The sequence below is a fragment of the Tateyamaria sp. genome (assembly GCF_039940735.1).
Lineage (GTDB): Bacteria > Pseudomonadota > Alphaproteobacteria > Rhodobacterales > Rhodobacteraceae > Tateyamaria.
In genome coordinates this window covers 1-2,974 of the sequence record NZ_JBDVGB010000071.1, presented here as the reverse complement: position 1 = coordinate 2,974, position 2,974 = coordinate 1, and the positions used below count along the sequence as shown (strand labels likewise).

Below are 2,974 nucleotides of genomic sequence, written 5' to 3'. Positions count from 1 at the left end.
AGACGGAAAGAAGTTCAAATCGCTGAAACGGCATCTGCGCACGCACTACGATTTGAGCCCTGACGAATACCGGGCCAAATGGCAGCTTGATGCGGATTATCCGATGGTTGCGCCGAATTATGCGGCAGCCCGCTCGGAGCTTGCGCGGAAAATGGGACTGGGACAGAAGCGAAAACGCGCAAAATAAACGGATACCGCCCGCTCCATCGGCTTGCATGCCCTGCAAGCGGCTCAATCGCGGGTATTGTCAGCTCCTGATGGGGGATTGCCAACTTGTTTTGTTGGGCCCGCAAGGAGCCCTACTTTGGACGGATTTCAGGCGTTCATCTCGCTGGTGTAGTCGTTCCATAAGCCGAATGCATCAGCCCTTGCACGCCGGTATGAGGCGGCCGACAGAGTGTATCGGCGCGGCCGGAAGATCGTGTTGATCTGATCGTGGGCAGACAGAAACCGCTGCGCTTGCTGGGGCGATTTAAACCGACCCATAATCTTCTCGCGTTTGCGTGTCGGGCGATGGGAATTCTCAATCCTGTTGTTCAACCCCTTGTGAGCGCGATGATCGGCATCCGGGGCACCGTGTTGCACAAATCATCAAGCGGCACGCAGCGGTCCCTTACCCAGAATTTTGGCATCATGAGATACGCTCGAACGTAGGACGTCCGAGGGAAGTCATCTTGTTGAGGACCGAGACGCTGATCCGGCTCTCGGTCCTCTGATTGTCCAGGGTGCGTGATCTTAGCCTTTCCCCGATGACTGACTTCCAGCGGCCCATGAGCGTTTCCACCCGCGCTCTGTGGTTATATCCGGTGCTCTTTTGCCAGGCCATGCGGCCATGGGCCTTGATCGCGAGAACATCCAGATCCCGCGCGGTGGGGTTGGTCTCGGCCTCAGGGCCGGGAACAGCCGTCTTCGGCGGTGGAATGATGATTTCCACATCGGCAAAACGCTGCATGATCTCGGTCCGAGTGGCGGCCCCGTCATAGGCACCATCCGCGATAAAGCGGCGCACGGGTTCGTCAATCTGATCCAAAAGATCCGGCACGGCCGACGGATCACCGATGTCGTCTGTCGTCAGCTCACTGCATTCGATCTGGCCTGTCTCCAGATCCAGCCCCAGGTGGAGCTTGCGCCACGAGCGGCGCCTGGATGTCTTGCCATGCTTGGTTTCCAGCCATTCCCCGGCCCCAAAGACCTTCAGGCCGGTGCTGTCCAATACCAGGTCAAGGGATACTGGCGTCTCCGATCTTACCCGCGGCAAAGGCTCAAGCCCGCCGGCTCGGCGCGAGAGCGTGGTAAAGTCGGGAACGTCCAGTTCCAGCTTCATCAGTTGGAACACAGAGCGGACAAACCCTTGAGTTTGCCGCAGGGCCAAATGGAAAACGGTCCGAAGCTCCAGGCAAGCCGTGATCGCCAGATCGGAGTATGTCCCCGGCCGGCCCCGCTTGCCGGTGCGCGCAACGCCCCAGTGATGCGCCACGCTCTCATCAACCCAGACCGTGACATCCCCGCGCTGGCGCAGACTTTCGGTGTACTCGGGCCAGTTCGTCACACGATGCCTGGACTTCGCAAACTTGTGGCGGCGCGACGCGTGGTGTTTGAACGGCATTCACAAAACTTCAGAAGGGAAACAACGTCGAGCACGTAGGGCACAAATCGGATTAATGCAACAACGCCACTTGTTATTTGGTTTTGGTCGGTCGCGGCGAATGCAACGCGCGAAATGCCGGCCAAACCGGTTCACCCAGTTGCGAATTGTTTCCCGGCTGACACCAATGCCCCGCTCCGCCAGGAGATCTTCAACATCGGCCGTACTCAACGCAAAGCGATGATACGCCCAAACCGCGTAGGAAATGATCGACCTGGGAAAACGGAAGCCCTTAAGGCGCGGAAAATCAGAACTCTGAATCATCACAGCGATCTACCAGTTCTCAGACACGTCAACAACTTGGCAATCCCCAACAGGGCTGTAGTGCGCAACCCACTGTTGTTCTGTGTGTGTTTTTGGTTATATTGAATACATATGAGATGAGAGGTGAAGTGTCATGTCCCGAACGACCACGATGACCGTCCGCCTTGGTGGAGCATTGAGTGACTTCGTGTCGGCTAACGTAGGCGATGACGGGTCCTATGAGAATGTCAGCGAGTACATCCGTGACCTGATCCGGCGTGACAAGGAGAGGGCAGAGCAGGACGCCTTCAATCGGCTGAAGGGCGAGCTGACCCACGCATTCGCAGCCCCCGAGGAGACGTATCAACCACTGACTGCTGCCGAGGTGATCGCGCGGAACCGGGCCTGATCCGATGCCCGCTATCCGTATACAGGAAGGGGCGTCCCATCGCCTTGATGATATCTACCGCTACACTCGTGAAAGCTGGGGAGATGATCAAGCCGAGAAATATGTCACCGGTTTGTTCGCGGCGTTCGACAGGATCTGTGCCCACGGTGTCGCATCAAAACCTATCCCGGCCGAATTCGGCGTTGAGGGGTTTTTCTTTCGCTACGAAAGCCATTTCGTCTACTGGCGACATCTCTCGAATGGCGACATCGGGATCGTGACTATCCTGCATGAGCGCATGCATCAGATCGACCGGTTCCGGGATGATTTTGGTTTAGGCTGATCGGTTGTTTTTCCAATGATCGTCAGATTCGCACCGAACCTGTCACGTTTTGATGCCGCCCCAGGGGCGTTGTCACGTTAAATTTGGCAGGCTGAGAAGGGCCGGACGTTCCGGGATTTTCAGGCGATGCAGGCCGCGATTTCCATGCGTCTGATTTCCTCGGGATACATCACTGGCTTGAATCCTTCCCCGGATCTCGATTCATGTCTTTCATTGGACGCGCGCCACTGGTTGCCTGCACACTGGCGGCATGCAGAGCCTTCGACACCCTGTCTTTCTGACGCGCATCGATCCGCACCGGAACATGGCCCGGTTCTATGCGTTGTCGGTCGAGCCGACCCTGTTCGGCGATTAT

Annotated in this window: 4 protein-coding genes and 2 pseudogenes; 3 read left to right on the top strand and 3 right to left on the bottom strand. The window is 57.2% G+C overall.

The genetic code is table 11. The features are described 5' to 3' along the window. The coding region (locus ABJF76_RS15410) for a MucR family transcriptional regulator (protein WP_413822610.1) at nt 1–187 on the top strand (187 nt) is incomplete at its 5' end. 128 nt (nt 188–315) lie between these two features. On the opposite strand, the pseudogene ABJF76_RS15405 reads toward ABJF76_RS15410, so the two are convergent. The 3 genes and pseudogenes from ABJF76_RS15405 to ABJF76_RS15395 all read right to left on the bottom strand — a co-directional run. Beyond that, nucleotides 316–570, bottom strand: a pseudogene (locus ABJF76_RS15405) (DDE-type integrase/transposase/recombinase); the annotation flags it as partial. A 61-nt stretch (nt 571–631) separates the two neighbouring features. Next, the gene (locus tag ABJF76_RS15400; protein WP_413822609.1) at nt 632–1,606 is read right to left on the bottom strand and encodes an IS5 family transposase; all 975 of its coding nucleotides are present in this window, start codon (nt 1,604–1,606) and stop codon (nt 632–634) included. A gap of 66 nt (nt 1,607–1,672) precedes the next feature. Then, nucleotides 1,673–1,909 (bottom strand): annotated as a pseudogene (locus ABJF76_RS15395) (IS6 family transposase); the annotation flags it as partial. A 133-nt stretch (nt 1,910–2,042) separates the two neighbouring features. On the opposite strand from ABJF76_RS15395, the gene ABJF76_RS15390 reads away from it, so the two are divergent. Next, nucleotides 2,043–2,297: a transcriptional regulator gene (locus tag ABJF76_RS15390; RefSeq protein ID WP_348135781.1), complete on the top strand. Its 255-nt coding sequence runs from the start codon at nt 2,043–2,045 to the stop codon at nt 2,295–2,297. 4 nt (nt 2,298–2,301) lie between these two features. Beyond that, complete coding sequence (locus ABJF76_RS15385; protein WP_348135783.1) at nt 2,302–2,619, top strand: type II toxin-antitoxin system RelE/ParE family toxin; 318 nt, start codon at nt 2,302–2,304, stop codon at nt 2,617–2,619. Nucleotides 2,620–2,974: the final 355 nt, after the last annotated feature.